This window comes from Rhodobacter sp. P2_H5 (assembly GCF_056403335.1).
Window position 1 is genome coordinate 165,820 of the sequence record NZ_JBFUFS010000003.1, and the last position, 11,717, is coordinate 177,536.

17 protein-coding genes and 1 pseudogene are annotated in these 11,717 nt (G+C 64.6%); 1 reads left to right on the forward strand and 17 read right to left on the reverse strand.

Translation table 11 applies throughout. The annotated features are described in order from the left end of the window. Positions 1-2: 2 nt before the first annotated feature. From AC1DVR_RS05025 to AC1DVR_RS05080, 12 genes and pseudogenes are all read right to left on the reverse strand, one after another. Positions 3-503 carry a DUF3291 domain-containing protein gene (locus tag AC1DVR_RS05025; protein WP_477999439.1) on the reverse strand — a complete coding sequence of 167 codons (501 nt, stop codon included), beginning with the start codon at positions 501-503 and terminating at the stop codon, positions 3-5. Next, entirely contained in the window at positions 500-910 is a 411-nt protein-coding gene (locus tag AC1DVR_RS05030) for a DUF5333 domain-containing protein (protein ID WP_477999440.1), read from the reverse strand. The genes AC1DVR_RS05025 and AC1DVR_RS05030 overlap by 4 nt, the downstream gene beginning before the upstream one ends. Positions 911-1,035: 125 nt before the next feature. After that, positions 1,036-1,416, reverse strand: a complete 381-nt coding sequence (locus tag AC1DVR_RS05035) for a hypothetical protein (RefSeq protein ID WP_477999441.1) — start codon at positions 1,414-1,416, stop codon at positions 1,036-1,038. An 83-nt stretch (positions 1,417-1,499) separates the two neighbouring features. Beyond that, positions 1,500-2,795, reverse strand: coding sequence for an NADH-quinone oxidoreductase subunit NuoF (gene nuoF, locus AC1DVR_RS05040; RefSeq protein ID WP_477999442.1), 1,296 nt, complete (start codon positions 2,793-2,795; stop codon positions 1,500-1,502). Between the two features lie 34 nt (positions 2,796-2,829). Then, on the reverse strand, positions 2,830-3,042 hold the full coding sequence (locus tag AC1DVR_RS05045; RefSeq protein WP_477999443.1) for a DUF5337 domain-containing protein: 213 nt from the start codon (positions 3,040-3,042) through the stop codon (positions 2,830-2,832). 6 nt (positions 3,043-3,048) lie between these two features. Further along, positions 3,049-3,303: a hypothetical protein gene (locus tag AC1DVR_RS05050; RefSeq protein ID WP_477999444.1), complete on the reverse strand. Its 255-nt coding sequence runs from the start codon at positions 3,301-3,303 to the stop codon at positions 3,049-3,051. 31 nt (positions 3,304-3,334) lie between these two features. Then, positions 3,335-4,036: pseudogene (gene nuoE, locus AC1DVR_RS05055) on the reverse strand (NADH-quinone oxidoreductase subunit NuoE); the annotation flags it as partial. Then, positions 4,037-4,360, reverse strand: coding sequence for a hypothetical protein (locus tag AC1DVR_RS05060; protein WP_477999445.1), 324 nt, complete (start codon positions 4,358-4,360; stop codon positions 4,037-4,039). A gap of 62 nt (positions 4,361-4,422) precedes the next feature. Continuing rightward, positions 4,423-5,664: an NADH-quinone oxidoreductase subunit D gene (locus AC1DVR_RS05065; RefSeq protein WP_477999446.1), complete on the reverse strand. Its 1,242-nt coding sequence runs from the start codon at positions 5,662-5,664 to the stop codon at positions 4,423-4,425. A gap of 3 nt (positions 5,665-5,667) precedes the next feature. Next, positions 5,668-6,261 carry an NADH-quinone oxidoreductase subunit C gene (locus AC1DVR_RS05070; RefSeq protein WP_477999447.1) on the reverse strand — a complete coding sequence of 198 codons (594 nt, stop codon included), beginning with the start codon at positions 6,259-6,261 and terminating at the stop codon, positions 5,668-5,670. 9 nt (positions 6,262-6,270) lie between these two features. Beyond that, positions 6,271-6,891, reverse strand: coding sequence for a NuoB/complex I 20 kDa subunit family protein (locus AC1DVR_RS05075; protein WP_477999448.1), 621 nt, complete (start codon positions 6,889-6,891; stop codon positions 6,271-6,273). Further along, positions 6,882-7,247, reverse strand: a complete 366-nt coding sequence (locus AC1DVR_RS05080) for an NADH-quinone oxidoreductase subunit A (protein ID WP_477999449.1) — start codon at positions 7,245-7,247, stop codon at positions 6,882-6,884. The genes AC1DVR_RS05075 and AC1DVR_RS05080 overlap by 10 nt, the downstream gene beginning before the upstream one ends. A gap of 255 nt (positions 7,248-7,502) precedes the next feature. Here AC1DVR_RS05080 and AC1DVR_RS05085 point away from each other — a divergent pair, with 255 nt between their 5' ends. After that, positions 7,503-7,958 (forward strand): CreA family protein, encoded by a 456-nt coding sequence (locus AC1DVR_RS05085; protein WP_477999450.1) that lies wholly within the window; start codon positions 7,503-7,505, stop codon positions 7,956-7,958. A gap of 107 nt (positions 7,959-8,065) precedes the next feature. Here the strand turns inward: AC1DVR_RS05085 and AC1DVR_RS05090 are convergent, their stop codons facing one another. The 5 genes from AC1DVR_RS05090 to AC1DVR_RS05110 are packed head-to-tail and all read right to left on the reverse strand — an operon-like array spanning position 8,066 to position 11,652. Beyond that, positions 8,066-8,272, reverse strand: coding sequence for a hypothetical protein (locus AC1DVR_RS05090; protein ID WP_477999451.1), 207 nt, complete (start codon positions 8,270-8,272; stop codon positions 8,066-8,068). A gap of 3 nt (positions 8,273-8,275) precedes the next feature. Then, positions 8,276-8,941 (reverse strand): SMC-Scp complex subunit ScpB, encoded by a 666-nt coding sequence (gene scpB / locus AC1DVR_RS05095; protein WP_477999452.1) that lies wholly within the window; start codon positions 8,939-8,941, stop codon positions 8,276-8,278. Next, positions 8,938-9,747, reverse strand: a complete 810-nt coding sequence (locus AC1DVR_RS05100; protein ID WP_477999453.1) for a segregation and condensation protein A — start codon at positions 9,745-9,747, stop codon at positions 8,938-8,940. Before AC1DVR_RS05100 ends, scpB begins: the two co-directional genes overlap by 4 nt. Continuing rightward, complete coding sequence (locus AC1DVR_RS05105; RefSeq protein ID WP_477999454.1) at positions 9,734-10,753, reverse strand: glycoside hydrolase family 3 N-terminal domain-containing protein; 1,020 nt, start codon at positions 10,751-10,753, stop codon at positions 9,734-9,736. The genes AC1DVR_RS05100 and AC1DVR_RS05105 overlap by 14 nt, the downstream gene beginning before the upstream one ends. After that, positions 10,750-11,652 (reverse strand): SPOR domain-containing protein, encoded by a 903-nt coding sequence (locus tag AC1DVR_RS05110; RefSeq protein ID WP_477999455.1) that lies wholly within the window; start codon positions 11,650-11,652, stop codon positions 10,750-10,752. The genes AC1DVR_RS05105 and AC1DVR_RS05110 overlap by 4 nt, the downstream gene beginning before the upstream one ends. Positions 11,653-11,717: the final 65 nt, after the last annotated feature.

Below are 11,717 nucleotides of genomic sequence, written 5' to 3' on the forward strand. Positions count from 1 at the left end.
ACCTACTCCGCCGCCGGGCGGGCGCAGGCCCGCTCTTGCCAAAGCTTGGCCTCTTTGAGCCAGGCCCAGCCAAAGGCTTGATCACTGGGACCATGGGCGCGCAGGTGGTCGAGCCGGGCAAGGGCCTCGTCCAGCGTCGGGCGGTGGCCTTCGGGCACGAACCACATGACGAAATGCATCTGGCCCAGCACCTCGAACCACTCCGCCCGGCGTTCATAGAACTGGCGGTGGACGGTGTTCCAGACGAAGGCCTCCAACGTCTCGACACTTTCCCAGACGGTCAGGTTCGAGACATATTGCGGGTCGCCGCCGATCTTGGCCTCGGTGTTCCCGGTGCCCGGCTCGCCCGAGCCTTCCATCATCCAGACAAAGCCCGGCATCCGTTTGCCCAGACCGTTGATGCGGTCCAGAGCGGCCATGAACTCGGCCACGCGCGGGTCGTCGGTGGGGGCCAACAGGCGCCCCACGTTCAACTCGGCCAGATGGAAGCCGGGTGGGATCATTTGGACGACCGGATCAGCTGACCGAGGGGCGTGTTCTTGGCGATCTCGTCACGGCCGACCTGGCAATAGCTTTCGACATCGCCGGGCTTGGCGCCCGCCTTGGCCAGATAGGCCGCGGCTTCGGCCTTCAGACGGGCCTTCTCGACCGGGTCCTTGCGGAATTTGTCATAATCGTCCGCGGTGTAGCCATGGCTTTGCGCATAGGACTTCAGGTCATAAAGCCGTCCCACCACGACCAGCATCCGGGCCGAGATCGAGGGGCAGGTCTTGCGCAGGATGTCGCCCGCAAAACCGGCGCGCAGTTCGTCATTGATGTGCTTGTCCTGCGCCATCGGGGTGGCGGCTGCCGAGGCGGCAAAGCCGGAAACGGCGAGCAGGCCGGCAAGAGCGAGGTTGCGGAGTGTCATTGTCAGGTATCCCATAAGCCCCGGGGCCGCGCGGCGGGCATCAGAAAGGCGCGGCAGCGCCTTCTGTGCGCCAAACCCGGCTGACATGCCATAACAGGGAGTCGTCATCGGATATTGCGGCGGATTCATACGCAATCTCCGTCGAAAACCCAGGCATTGGGCAGCGAAAACCGGCCCATGGCACGCGGATCAAGCTGGCGGTGGTAGGTGGCGCAATAGGCTTGCGCGACGGCCTTGGCACGCGCCCCTTCGGAATAGTCGAAGTCGGGGCCGTCCTTGCGGGTGATGCGGATCGTTATGCCCGAGGTCGAAATGCTTTTGGCCTGCCGGTTCACCACATAGGTCGAGGGCGCGAGCGGTACGACCTCAACCCGGCCATCCGGTAGCGGCATGGTCAGCGGCGACACGGGCGCGCCGGCGGCACAGGCCGACAGACCCAAGACCAGCGCCCCGTTCAGACCGTAAGCGCGGAGGAATTGCCCTGCCTGAAAAGGTGAAAGGCGCATCCCGTCCCCCTATCTTGCCGCCAAGGGCCACGCAGGATGCGTAGCCCCTTCTGCCGCAGGTTCGGGGATCCGGGTTTTCATGGTCACTCCGCCGCGATGGCGCTGACCCGGCCGGTTTTCTTGTACTTGATGCGGTCCTCGATCTCGCCCCGGAAGGCGCGGACGAGGCCCTGGATCGGCCAGGCCGCCGCATCGCCAAGGGCGCAGATCGTGTGACCCTCGACCTGCTTGGTGACCGACAGCAGCATGTCGATTTCCTCGACCTCGGCATCACCACGCACCAGACGGTCCATGACGCGCATCATCCAGCCGGTGCCTTCGCGGCAGGGCGTGCACTGGCCGCAGCTTTCGTGCTTGTAGAACTTCGACAGGCGCCAGATCGCCTTGATGACGTCGGTCGATTGATCCATCACGATCACCGCCGCCGTCCCCAGACCCGAACGCTGCTCGCGCAGCCAGTCGAAATCCATGATGGCGTTTTCGCACTGGGCCGCGGTCAGCAAAGGCACCGAGGAACCGCCCGGGATCACCGCTTTGATATTGCCCCAGCCGCCGCGCACGCCGCCGCAATGCTCGTCGAGCAGTTCACGCAGCGAGATCGACATGGCCTCTTCGACCACGCAAGGGTTGTTCACATGGCCCGAAACGCCGAACAGTTTGGTCCCGGCGTTGTTCGGGCGGCCAAAGCCCGCAAACCACTCCGCCCCACGGCGCAGGATGGTGGGCACAACGGCGATGGATTCCACGTTGTTCACCGTGGTCGGGCAGCCGTAAAGGCCAGCACCGGCCGGGAACGGCGGCTTCATGCGCGGCATGCCCTTCTTGCCCTCAAGGCTTTCCAGAAGGGCCGTTTCCTCGCCGCAGATATAGGCCCCGGCGCCGTGGTGCAGGTAGAGGTCGAACGGGTAGCCCGAGCCGGCGGCGTTCTTGCCCAGAAGCCCCGCGTCATAGGCCTCGTCAATCGCGGCCTGCAGGGCCTCGCGCTCGCGGATATATTCGCCGCGGATGTAGATGTAGCAGTTGTTGGCGCCCATCGCGAAGGAGGCGATCAGCGCGCCCTCGATCAGCGTATGGGGGTCGTGCCGCATGATCTCGCGGTCCTTGCAGGTGCCCGGCTCGGATTCGTCGGCGTTGATCACCAGATAGCAGGGGCGGCCATCCGACTGCTTCGGCATGAAGGACCATTTGAGGCCGGTCGGAAAACCCGCACCGCCCCGCCCGCGCAGGCCCGAGGCCTTGATGATCTCGATGATCTTGTCGCGGCCAAGCGCCAGAAGACCGGCCGTGCCATCCCAATGCCCGCGCTTTTTGGCGCCGGCCAGGCTGCGGTCATGCATGCCGTAGAGGTTGGTAAAGATGCGGTCCTGATCCTTGAGCATCTGCCCGTTCCTTCAATCCCGGCCCGAGGGCCCGTTACGCCTGACGCTTGCGCCAAAGCCTGTAAGTTGCAACCATCGTCCAGACGAACGCGGCCCCGGCGGACAGGTCCGCCAGCAAGATGAACTTCGGCGGCCAGCCATATTGGTCGCCCACCGACAGGACCATCAGCCAAAGCCCCATCGCAAGCACCAGCACCACGGCAATCAACTTTGCCTGCGCCGCGTCGCTGTGATCAGAGCTTGCCATGCTGCCTCAATGCCCGTGCGCGTGGTCGTGGCCATGGTCGCCGTGACCATGATCTTCCGGCCCGCGCGGCGGCTCTTCCCAGAACTGGGCCAGCAGCACCGCATAGACGACAAAGACCGCCAGCCCGCCGAGGATCGCCGCCTGCATCGGGATATCGCTGATCCAGCGCGCCACGATCGCGGTGATCACGGCCGCCACCAAAGCCCAGACCCAGTTCGAGGCCATCGGCCCTTCGGATTCCATCGCGTGATGATCGCTCATTGCCGCCCCCTTAAACCGTTGCCCGGCCCTTGAGCCAGGGCGTCAGGATCGGAACCTCGGTCCCGTCGATCCGCTTGACCGTATCGCCAAGATCCACCGCCGCCTGGGCCGAAGCGTTAAACTGCTTCTTGCCGGATTCGAAATCCTTGAGGCTGGTCAGACCCGACAACGGCTCCGCCGCATAGCGCCCGTTTTGCGGGCCCGGCACCGGAACCTCGCCGTTCGAGAAGCGGGCGATCAGCTCGCGCAGCTTCTCGGCGGTCAGATCCTCGTAGTAATCCTTGCCGATCTGGGCCATCGGCGCATTGGCGCAGGCGCCCAGACACTCGACCTCTTCCCAGGAGAACTTGCCATCGGCCGAAACCGCATGGGCATTGGGCGAGATCAGCTCCTTGCAGACCGCAACCAGCTCTTCCGCGCCACAGATCATGCAGGAGGTGGTGCCGCAGATCTGGATATGGGCAATAGAACCAACGGGTTGCAGCTGGAACATGAAATAGAAGGTCGCCACTTCAAGCGCACGGATATAGGCCATGCCCAGCATGTTCGCCACGACTTCGATGGCCGGACGCGAAAGCCAGCCCTCTTGCTCCTGCGCGCGCCACAGCAGCGGAATGATGGCCGAGGCCTGACGGCCCTCGGGGTATTTCGAGATCTGCCCCTTGGCCCATTCGAGGTTCTTCTCGGTAAAGGCGAAAGAGGCAGGCTGTTCTTTGTGAAGGCGGCGCAGCATTCAGTTTACCCTTTTCCAAGGCGATCGCGGATCAAACAGCCCGCCAAAATAGGTACAATTCGAAGGGTCGTCGGACGCAACTCTGACATCGTCTTCAGGAAAAGATTCGCCAAATGGCTTTCCTTTGCCGTCCAGATTCACCTTGCAGAAGCCGTGGACGTCCTCGCAGATGCCAAGATCATTGACCTTGGACCAAACGACGCTTTCATAGCGCCCAGGCTGCAAGTCTCTGCGCATCGCATCGGATCTGCAGCGGTCCCAGAAGTCATCTTCCGCAAGCATGCCGGGCCGCATCTTCCAGTACGCATAGTCTGCATAGCCCATTCCCACAGCCGCGGCCCCGACAACGGAGCCGATCAGGGGAACCCACAGTCTCAACGATCCACTCAACGATCCACCTCACCAAACACGATGTCCATGGTGCCGATGATGGCGGCGACGTCGGCCAGTTGGTGGCCTTTGCACATGAAATCAAGCGCTTGCAGGTGCAGGAAGCCCGGCGCGCGCAGCTTGGCGCGGTAGGGTTTGTTGGTGCCGTCGGCGACCATATAGACGCCGAACTCGCCCTTGGGCGCTTCGACGGCGGCATAGACCTCGCCGGCGGGGACGTGGAAACCCTCGGTGTACAGCTTGAAGTGGTGGATGAGCGCCTCCATCGAGGTCTTCATCTCGGCCCGCTTCGGCGGCGTCAGCTTGCCGCGCGCCAGAATGTCGGTCTGGGCGGCGGGCTCGCGCAGTTTGGCCACGCATTGCTTGATGATCTTGGTCGACTCGGCCATTTCGGCCATCCGCACCAGATAGCGGTCAAAGCAGTCGCCGTTCTTGCCGACGGCGACCTTGAAGTCGAACTCGTCATAGCATTCGTAAGGCTGGCTGCGGCGCAAATCCCAGGCCAGACCCGAACCGCGCGCCATGACGCCCGAGAAGCCCCAGTCCTGCACGTCCTTTTCGGTGATGATCCCGATATCGGCGTTACGCTGCTTGAAGATGCGGTTTTCGGTCAGAAGCCCGTGCAGATCGTCCAGCACGCGCGGGAAGCCGTCGCACCAGTCGTCGATCCCGTCCAGCGTCTGCGGCGTCAGGTCCTGGTGCACGCCACCGGGCCGGAAATAGGCAGCGTGGAAACGGGCGCCCGAGGCCTGCTCGTAAAAGCCCATCAGCTTTTCACGCTCTTCAAAGGCCCAGAGCGGCGGCGTCAGCGCGCCGACGTCCATGGCTTGCGTCGTGGTGTTCAGGATGTGGTTCAGCACCCGGCCGATCTCGCAGAACAGCACGCGGATCAGGCTGGCGCGGCGCGGAATTACCGTGCCGGTCAGCTTCTCGATGGCCAGACACCAGGCATGTTCCTGGTTCATCGGGGCGACGTAATCCAGCCGGTCCAGATAGGGCAGGTTCTGCAGGTAGGTGCGGCTTTCCATCAGCTTTTCGGTGCCGCGGTGCAGAAGGCCGATATGGGGGTCGCAGCGTTCGACAATCTCGCCGTCAAGCTCCAGCACCAGACGCAAAACGCCATGCGCTGCAGGGTGTTGCGGGCCGAAGTTGATGTTGAAGTTGCGGATGCGCTGCTCGCCCGTTTCCAGGTCGACCGAGCCGTCGTCGTAAGCGTTCTGCCGGATATCGCCGTCCATGTCTCAAGCCTTCTTTTCGTCGCCGGGAAGGATGTATTGCGCACCCTCCCACGGGCTCATGAAATCGAACTGACGGTATTCCTGGGTCAGCTTGACCGGTTCGTAGACGACGCGCTTTTGCACCTCGTCATAGCGGACCTCGGTATAGCCGGTGGTCGGGAAATCCTTGCGCAGGGGATGGCCGCGGAAACCATAGTCGGTCAGGATCCGGCGCAGGTCGGGGTGGCCGGAGAAGAGGATGCCGAACAGGTCAAACACCTCGCGCTCGAACCAGTTGGCCGCCGGATAGACCGGGATCAGCGAAGGGACCATGCCCAGTTCCGAAACCTCGGCCTTCACGCGGATCCGGCCGTTGGTGTACATCGACAGCAGGTGGTAAACCACGTCAAAGCGGTTCACCCGCTCGGGGTGGTCGACGGCGGTGATATCGACGAGCGAGGTCATCCGGGTCGCCGGATCGACCTTCAGGCTGTGCATCACGTCCAGCAGCGCATCCAGCGTCACCGTCAGGGTCAGCTCGCCAAAGGTCTCGACAGCCGAGACGACGCCCGGGCGGGCGGTCATCGCGGCACTCAGTTCGGTCAGGTTCAATGCCATGATGCCCCCTTAACGGACCAGAGTGCCGGTGCGGCGGATTTTGCGCTGCAGCTGCAGGATGCCGTACAGCAAAGCCTCGGCGGTGGGCGGGCAGCCGGGGATGTAGATGTCGACGGGCACGATCCGGTCACAGCCGCGCACCACCGAATAGCTGTAGTGGTAATAGCCGCCGCCATTGGCGCAGGAGCCCATCGAGATCACATAGCGCGGCTCGGGCATCTGGTCATAGACCTTGCGCAGGGCGGGGGCCATCTTGTTGGTCAGCGTCCCCGCCACGATCATCAGGTCGGACTGGCGCGGCGAAGCGCGGGGTGCTGTGCCGAAGCGTTCAAGGTCATAGCGCGGCATCGAGACGTGGATCATCTCGACCGCACAGCAGGCCAGACCGAAGGTCATCCACATCAGCGAGCCGTTGCGCGCCCAGTTGATCACGTCTTCGGTCGAGGTCAGCAGGAAACCCTTGTCCTGCAGCTCGGCATTCAGGGCCTGGGTTGCGACCTCGCGGTCAGCACCGGCCGTATTGACGCCGGTCTGGTAGCCGGAAGACTGGAAGCCCCCGCCGATCTGCCCGATCCGCTCGATCCCGCCAGAGGTGCCATCCAGCGGCGTTGCCTTGTCCGTCACGCCCATTCCAAGGCCCCCTTCTTCCATTCATAGGCAAAGCCCACCGTCAGCACGCCGAGGAAAATCATCATCGACCAGAAGCCCACCATCGAGATCTGCCCGAAGGCCACGGCCCAGGGGAACAGGAAAGCCACCTCAAGGTCGAAGATGATGAACAGGATCGAGACGAGGTAGAAGCGCACGTCGAACTTCATCCGGGCGTCGTCAAAGGCATTGAAGCCGCATTCGTAAGCCGAAAGCTTCTCCGGGTCGGGGTTGCGAACGGCCAGCACGGCGGCGGCCAGCATCAGAACGATTCCAAGCCCGATCGCCACCGCCAAAAGCACGAGAATGGGCAGATATTCACGCAGAAGAGTGTCCACGAAGGGCTCCTTCAACCGATGTCCGGGGGTTTGCCTGCTGCAAACACCCCTGTCTGAGGCTCCGTTTATCGCCAGCCCAAGGCGGGGTCAACCAAAGCCGGGGGAATTTCGGGGCCTTGCAAGGGATTTGCCCCATTTCGGGCGTGCGGAGCCCGGTGGGATTTCGGGCGGTACACCGCCGCCCCGGTTCTGGCCTCTCTTGTCTGGCGCCCCTCCGGCTACAATATCAACAGAGACCCAATTGAAAGTTGCCCCATGCGCCGTCTTGCCGCCCTCGCCCTCTGCCTCCTCCCGCTCTCCGCCCAGGCCGAGGAAGTCGGCCGTGTCGGCGTCGACTGGACCGGCAACGACATCGTGATCGAGGCGATCCCCGATCCCAAGGTGCAGGGTGTGACCTGCCATGTCGCCTATTTCGACCGCTCGGTTCTGGACCGGCTGTCGAACGGCAACTGGTTCGAGGACCCGTCGAATTCCTCGATCGCCTGCCGCCAGACCGGGCCGATCACGGTCGGAAACATCAACACCTCGCCCAAGGGGGAAGAGGTCTTTAGCCGCTCGACCTCGCTCATCTTCAAATCGCTGAACGTGACACGGATCTACGATCAGAAGAACCAGGTCCTGATCTACCTCACCCACGCCAACGACCTGAGCCAGGGCAGCGCCAAGATGTCGATCTCCACCGTCCCGCTCTACGGCGCCGTGAAGAACTGAGCCCCCCGCGAAAACTCCTCCCCGGGCCCCCTCTTCATTGGTCCATAAATATCCCACGGGGGTCTGGGGGTGTGAAACCCCCAGCCGGGTCCGCCGAGCGCCCCCCCCTAACGCATCATCCGCCGCGCCAGATTGGCCGCCTGACGCGCCCGTTTGGCTGTCGCCTTGGCCTCCTGCGCCTGGGCGCGTTCTTCGGGGGTCATGTCCTCGGGTCTGCGGCCCTTGCTCGCGACGTGGTTGATCCCGGCATTGATGCCCCGGTTGATCAGCTGCCCCATGAGGCGGTTGACGATCATCATGATAATGCGGTCCATCGCTCAATCCTCGAAAAGTTCGCTCTGGCCGGTCTCGGGGCCCTCATCTTCCTCATCTGGGGAGGATCCTGGCATTGGCAAGGGGCGGCTGTCCAGAAGTCCTGCCGCGCGCAGTTCTTTCAGCCCCGGCAGGTCGCGGGCGGATTCGAGGCCAAAGTGGTCGAGGAAGGTCTCAGTCACCACGAAAGTCACCGGACGACCCGGGGTCATCCGGCGGCGGCCAAAGCGGATCCAGTCCAGTTCGATCAGCTGATCCACCGTGCCCCGGCTGACAGCGACACCGCGGATCTCTTCGATCTCGGCGCGCGTCACCGGCTGGTGATAGGCCACGATGGCGAGCGTCTCGATCGCGGCGCGGGAGAGTTTGCGGCTTTCGACACTTTCCTTGCGCATGAGATACCCAAGGTCGGGGGCGGTACGGAAGGCATAGGCGTCGCCGACCTTTACGAGGTTCACCCCCCTGCCCTCGTAGCGGCGGCGCAGGTGGGCCAGGGCCTCGGCGGGGTCGCAGCCCTCGGGCAGGCGCTTGACCAGTTCGGCCAGGGTCACCGGGTCGGTCGCGGCGAAGAGGACGGCTTCGACCATCCGCTCCTGCTCGCCCATCGGCGGCGCCTCGAACAGGCTGCGCTCGATCGGTTCGGGGCGGGCGTCGGGGTGCAGCGGGCTCATGCCTCACCCTTCCGGCGCAGCAGGAGCGGGGCGAAGATCTCGCCCTGGCGGATCTCGATCTGGCCGCGCTTGGCCATTTCCAGAATGGCGGCGAAATGGGCTGCGGTGGCAGATTTGCGCCGCTCAGGGGCGGCGCCCCAGCCCTCGGGCAGGAAAGAGGTGAGGTCGGCCCAGGCCCCCATATAGCCCAGAAGCCCGCGCATCCGCTCCAGCGCCTGCTCCATCGTATAGACGTTATGGCGATCAAAGGCATAGGGGCGAAACTCGTCGCGGGTGCGGATGCGGGCATAGGCGCGCATCAGGTCCAGAAGCGTGGCCTCGTAGCGCACGGTCCTGAGGCGGTCGACCAGTTCCGGCACGCCGCGGGCAAAGAAATCGCGGCCCTTCTGGTCGCGCGCCATCAGCCGGGCCGCAGCCTCGCGCATCGCCGACAGACGCTCCAGCTGAAAGGCCAGGTGGGCGGCGAGGTCTTCGGCACTCGGCCCCGGCTCGCCGGGTTCGGGCGGCAGAAGCAGGCGGGATTTGAGATAGGCGAGCCAGGCCGCCATCACCAGATAATCCGCCGCGAGTTCGATCCTGAGCGCCGAGACGCGGGCGACGAAGCCCAGGTATTGTTCAGCCAGCTGCAGGACCGAGATTTTGCGCAGGTCGACCTTCTGGGTCCGCGACAGGGACAGCAGCAGGTCCAAAGGCCCTTCGAACCCCTCGACATCGACGATCAGCGCCTCGGCCGCGAGGCGATCCGAGGGGGCAAGACGGTCGGACAGGTCGAGCTGGTCGCTGGACCAGTCGTCAGCTTGGGCCATGGGCAACATCCGGCATCAGGCGGCCAAGTTCGGCCTCCAACGCCGCCGTGTCAACATCCGAGGGCGCATGGCGGCAGGCCAAAGCCGCAGCCACGCGCTGCAGGGTCGCCGCCGACATCTCGCCCGCCGCACCGGCCACGGATTGCATCTCGGCCAGATCGCCCTTGCAATGCAGGGCAATGTCGCAGCCCGCCGCGATCGAGGCGGCGGTGCGGCTGGCGAGGGTGCCTTGCAAGGCTTCCATGTTCAGATCGTCGGTCATCAGAAGCCCGGCAAAGCCGATCTCGTCGCGGATCACCTTGACCATCGCTTCGGACTGGGTGGCAGGACGCTCGTCATAGGCGGCAAAGACCAGATGACCGGTCATCGCCAGGGGCAGGTCGTTCAGGGCGCGGAAGGGGGCGAAGTCTTGCGCGGCCAGATCTTCGCGGCTGGCGGTCACCCGCGGCAGCGCCAGATGGGTGTCGAGGTGCGAGCGGCCATGGCCGGGCATATGCTTCATCACCGGCAGGCAGCCGCCGGCCAGAAGCCCGTCGGCCACGGCGCGGGCAATCGCGGAAACCTCTGCGGGATCAGAACCATAGCAGCGGTTCTTCAGGAAAGGATGCGTCTCGGGCGTGACCAGATCGCCGACCGGGGCGCAATCGGCATCAATCCCCACTTCGCGCAATTCGCGGGCGATGAGGTGGTAGCGCAGTTCCATCGCCCGCGGGGCATGGGTGCCGGCGGCCTGCACGAAATCCAACGGCGGGGTCCATTCGCGCCAATGCGGCGCGCGCAGGCGCTGGACGCGGCCGCCCTCCTGATCGACCAGCACCGGGGCATCGCGGCCAACCGCTTCGCGCAGGGCGGAGGTCAAGCGCAGAACCTGAGCGGGATTGTCGACGTTGCGGCCGAAGAGGATGAAACCGCAAGGGTCGAAGTCGCGGAAAAAGGCCGCTTCATCGCGGCCCAGTTCCAACCCTTCACAGCCGAAGATCGCAGCGCCGCGACCGTAAGCACTCATCTTTGAGCGACCGGGATGCAGTCGGTCTCTTCGGCCTGCAAAGCGGCGCAGAAGCGGCGGGCGTCGTCATCATTGCCGAAGCCATGCGCGCGCAGGCGGTAGAAGGTGTGACCGCCGCTTTGCGCCGACTGGATGACGATATCCTTGCCGGCCATCAGCTCGGCAAAGCTGCCCTGCAGCTCGGTGAATTTCTGGCGGGCGAGGTCGGGGGTCTCGAACGCGCCAAGCTGGGCCAGACGGGTGCCCTTGGCGATATTGGCGGGGTCGATCTCCCGGGCGGCGGGCAGGGACTTGGCCGAAACCGACTGGATCTTGACCGGCGCCGAGGTCGGGCGCGGCTGCGGCCGCAGGGAGACGCGAATCGCGTTGGGGTCGCTCGGCACGATGGCCGGGCCGGAATCGGCGGGCGTTTCGGGGTCTGCTGGAATCACGCCGATCATGTCGTCAGCCACTGGTTGGCCCGTGATGATCGAGGCTTCCTCGACGGCGTCATTGGCTGCGGCATTGGCTGCGGCGGCGCTGGCCACCGCAGCGGGTGCTGCGTCGCCGTCCTGCAGGGTCACAGCTTGCGGGGCGAGGGTGATCTGGTCCGCCGGCGCGGCCGAAGTGCCCATGGCCGCGATCGCATTGACCGTCAGCCCCTGGTTCAACGCCTGTTCGCCACCCGGATCCGCCGGAGCGATCCGCATGGCCCCCGCCACGGCGCGCATGACCGGGATCCCCGTCACATCGCGCACCGCCAGCCGGTAGCCCCAGATCGCCAGCGCCAGAACCAGCGAGACCGAACAGACCGCGCCGGAAATATTGATCCAGCGCCGCGCCTTGTCGGCCAGCCCGGAGGGAAGACCAGACGTGGAATCGAAAGCCGAGGAGTACTCGTCGTAATTGAAATCTGCCATGTCGCCCCACATGCGCCTGCGATACATCGCCGCCTGCGCTTTACCTGCTCGACCGGCCGGGACGT

Excerpts from the sequence above, each read along its gene's own strand:
- AC1DVR_RS05025 (WP_477999439.1), bottom strand. The coding sequence starts at position 503 with ATGATCCCACCCGGCTTCCATCTGGCCGAGTTGAACGTGGGGCGCCTG.
- AC1DVR_RS05030 (WP_477999440.1), bottom strand. The coding sequence starts at position 910 with ATGACACTCCGCAACCTCGCTCTTGCCGGCCTGCTCGCCGTTTCCGGC.
- AC1DVR_RS05035 (WP_477999441.1), bottom strand. The coding sequence starts at position 1,416 with ATGCGCCTTTCACCTTTTCAGGCAGGGCAATTCCTCCGCGCTTACGGT.
- nuoF (WP_477999442.1), bottom strand. The coding sequence starts at position 2,795 with ATGCTCAAGGATCAGGACCGCATCTTTACCAACCTCTACGGCATGCAT.
- AC1DVR_RS05045 (WP_477999443.1), bottom strand. The coding sequence starts at position 3,042 with ATGGCAAGCTCTGATCACAGCGACGCGGCGCAGGCAAAGTTGATTGCC.
- AC1DVR_RS05050 (WP_477999444.1), bottom strand. The coding sequence starts at position 3,303 with ATGAGCGATCATCACGCGATGGAATCCGAAGGGCCGATGGCCTCGAAC.
- AC1DVR_RS05060 (WP_477999445.1), bottom strand. The coding sequence starts at position 4,360 with ATGGGCTATGCAGACTATGCGTACTGGAAGATGCGGCCCGGCATGCTT.
- AC1DVR_RS05065 (WP_477999446.1), bottom strand. The coding sequence starts at position 5,664 with ATGGACGGCGATATCCGGCAGAACGCTTACGACGACGGCTCGGTCGAC.
- AC1DVR_RS05070 (WP_477999447.1), bottom strand. The coding sequence starts at position 6,261 with ATGGCATTGAACCTGACCGAACTGAGTGCCGCGATGACCGCCCGCCCG.
- AC1DVR_RS05075 (WP_477999448.1), bottom strand. The coding sequence starts at position 6,891 with ATGGGCGTGACGGACAAGGCAACGCCGCTGGATGGCACCTCTGGCGGG.
- AC1DVR_RS05085 (WP_477999450.1), top strand. The coding sequence starts at position 7,503 with ATGCGCCGTCTTGCCGCCCTCGCCCTCTGCCTCCTCCCGCTCTCCGCC.
- AC1DVR_RS05090 (WP_477999451.1), bottom strand. The coding sequence starts at position 8,272 with ATGGACCGCATTATCATGATGATCGTCAACCGCCTCATGGGGCAGCTG.
- scpB (WP_477999452.1), bottom strand. The coding sequence starts at position 8,941 with ATGAGCCCGCTGCACCCCGACGCCCGCCCCGAACCGATCGAGCGCAGC.
- AC1DVR_RS05100 (WP_477999453.1), bottom strand. The coding sequence starts at position 9,747 with ATGGCCCAAGCTGACGACTGGTCCAGCGACCAGCTCGACCTGTCCGAC.
- AC1DVR_RS05105 (WP_477999454.1), bottom strand. The coding sequence starts at position 10,753 with ATGAGTGCTTACGGTCGCGGCGCTGCGATCTTCGGCTGTGAAGGGTTG.
- AC1DVR_RS05110 (WP_477999455.1), bottom strand. The coding sequence starts at position 11,652 with ATGGCAGATTTCAATTACGACGAGTACTCCTCGGCTTTCGATTCCACG.